Raw genomic sequence first — 2,663 nt, 5'->3', positions numbered from 1 at the left:
GCTTGGTCACGTAATCATTGGCGCCTGAATCCAGCCCCAGAATGGTATCGGCGTCGCTGTCATGGCCGGTCAGCATCCGAACCGGGCTTTTCACCCCCTCCTTGCGCATCAGCTTGGCGATCTGGTCCTTGCCGCGCTCGATCGCTTCCTCGCGACGCTCCTTGGTGAACCACTGGCGGATCTTGGCCTTGGCCCGCGGCGACTTCACGAACCCGAGCCAGTCGTGGGACGGCGCGGCGTTGGGTGACTTCGAGGTGAAGACCTCGACGACGTCGCCGTTGTCGAGCGTCGACTCGAGCGGCACCAGGCGGCCGTTGACGCGTGCGCCGATGGTGTGGTGCCCCACCTCGGTGTGCACGGCGTAGGCGAAGTCGACCGGGGTCGAGCCCGAGGGCAGCGCGATCACGTCGCCGCGCGGGGTGAACACGTAGGTCTCGGAGCGGTTGATCTCGAAGCGCAACGACTCCAGGAACTCGCCCGGGTCCTCGGTCTCGCTCTGCCAGTCGAGCAGCTGTCGCACCCAGGACATGTCGCCGGCTGCGCCGAGGTCGCCTCGCTTGTCGGTGTCGCGCCCCTCGCGCCCGTCCTCCTTGTACTTCCAGTGCGCCGCGACGCCGTACTCGGCGCGACGGTGCATCCCGAAGGTCCGGATCTGCATCTCGACCGGCTTGCCCTGCGGGCCGATGACCGTGGTGTGCAGCGACTGGTACATGTTGAACTTCGGCATCGCGACGTAGTCCTTGAACCGCCCGAGCACGGGGTTCCACCGCGAGTGCAGGACACCGAGGACGGAGTAGCACTCGCGGTCCTCGTCGACGAGGATCCGGATGCCGACCAGGTCGTAGATGTCGGAGAACTCCCGGCCGCCCACGATCATCTTCTGGTAGATCGAGTAGTAGTGCTTGGGCCGACCGGTGACGGTGGCCTTGACCTTGGCCTCACGAAGGTCGTTCTCGACCTGACGGATCACCTCGGCCAGGAACTGGTCACGCGAGGGCGCGCGCTCGGCGACCATGCGCACGATCTCGTCGTAGATCTTGGGGTGCAGGGTCGCGAAGGCGAGGTCCTCGAGCTCCCACTTGATCGTGTTCATGCCGAGTCGGTGCGCGAGCGGCGCGTAGATGTCGAGCGTCTCGCGGGCCGTGCGCTCCTGGCTCTTCAGCGGCACGTAGCGCAGGGTGCGCATGTTGTGGAGCCGGTCGGCGAGCTTGATGACGAGCACGCGGATGTCGCGCGACATCGCGACGATCATCTTGCGGATCGTCTCGGCCTGCGCCGAGTCGCCGTACTGGACCTTGTCGAGCTTGGTCACGCCGTCGACGAGGTGGGCGACCTCGTCGCCGAACTCCTCGCGGCACTGCTCGAGGGTGTACGGCGTGTCCTCGACGGTGTCGTGGAGCAGTGCGGCCACGAGCGTGGCCTCGGTCATGCCGATGCCGGCGAGGATCGTGGTGACCGCGAGCGGGTGGGTGATGTAGGGATCGCCGCTCTTGCGCATCTGCGAGCCGTGCATCTGCTCGGCCTTCAGGTAGGCGCGCTCGATGAGGGCGAGGTCGGCCTTGGGGTGGTTGGCACGCACCGCGCGAAAGAGCGGCTCGAGGACGGGGTTGCCCACCGGTCCGCGGGTCCCCATCCGAGCGAGGCGGGCACGCATGCCACGACCCGCTGCGCCGGCGCCGTCGGTCGCGCTCCCCTCGAGGGAACTCATCGGTGCAGCAGGACTCGCGCTCACCGATGAGGGTGCCCGGGAGGACGCCTTGTCGGACGTGCGCTCCTCGGTCATCTCAACAGTCTAGGGACGAAGCCCAGGGGCTTCAGACGATCACGACAGAAGAGACCGGAACGTCACCGATCGCGGCCCGACCGGGCAGGAACGAGAGCTCCATCAGTACGGCGATCGCGGTGGTCGTGGCGCCGCACGCAGCCACCAGATCTCGGGTCGCAGCCGCGGTGCCACCGGTCGCGAGCACGTCGTCGACGAGCAGCACTCGCTCCCCCGGGGCCAGCGCGTCGCGCTGCACCTCGAGCGTGGCCTCGCCGTACTCGAGGGCATAGGAGACCGCGTGCGTCTCGCGGGGCAGCTTGCCGGCCTTGCGCACGGGCACGAAGCCGACCCCGAGAGCCAGCGCGACCGGAGCCCCGAGGATGAACCCGCGGGCCTCCATGCCGACGACCTTGTCGACGACGACCGTGCCGTGCTCGTCGCGACCCGAGGCAGCCAGGGCCTCGACGACCGCCGACAGACCTTCGTGGTCTGCGAGCAGCGGCATGATGTCCTTGAACACCACGCCCGGCTCCGGGTAGTCCGGAACGTCGACGACGAGCCGCTGAAGCGCCGCTGCCGCCCGGCTATGACCGACGAGTGTCATCTCGCTACTTCTTGCGCTTCGACTTGGTCTGACGCGTGGGCTGGACCCGGCCCGAGGAGTTGGTCTCGTTGAGCGGTCCACGAGCCGGCGGGACGACGCGTCCGCTGCCCATGGCCTCGGTGCGGGTCGAGGACGCCGGGGGCGTCGGCGTCACGGGACGCGCATCGCGGGGCTCGCCGTCCTCGTCGTCCTCGTCGATGTCGTCCAGGTCGCCGTCCTCCGGGTCGGAGACAGGCATGTCCTCGACAAAGCTCGGCACCGCGGCGTACGGGTCGGCGGCAGCGCGAGCGCGCG

2 protein-coding genes and 1 pseudogene are annotated in these 2,663 nt (G+C 68.5%); all 3 read right to left on the bottom strand.

Features of this window, described 5'->3' with window-relative positions; all coding sequences use genetic code 11:
• A partial coding sequence (locus VOI19_RS17835; RefSeq protein WP_323794290.1) for a RelA/SpoT family protein occupies positions 1-1,654 on the bottom strand: 1,654 nt, incomplete at its 3' end.
• Between the two features lie 160 nt (positions 1,655-1,814).
• Positions 1,815-2,369 (bottom strand): adenine phosphoribosyltransferase, encoded by a 555-nt coding sequence (locus VOI19_RS17830; protein WP_323794289.1) that lies wholly within the window; start codon positions 2,367-2,369, stop codon positions 1,815-1,817.
• A 4-nt stretch (positions 2,370-2,373) separates the two neighbouring features.
• A pseudogene (locus VOI19_RS17825) lies at positions 2,374-2,663 on the bottom strand (hypothetical protein); the annotation flags it as partial.

Origin of the sequence: Nocardioides sp. (assembly GCF_034670285.1) — a bacterium.
In the GTDB taxonomy this organism is placed as follows: Bacteria; Actinomycetota; Actinomycetes; order Propionibacteriales; family Nocardioidaceae; genus Nocardioides.
This window is presented reverse-complemented; position numbering and strand designations above follow the sequence as displayed.

Excerpts from the sequence above, each read along its gene's own strand:
- VOI19_RS17830 (WP_323794289.1), bottom strand. The coding sequence starts at position 2,369 with ATGACACTCGTCGGTCATAGCCGGGCGGCAGCGGCGCTTCAGCGGCTC.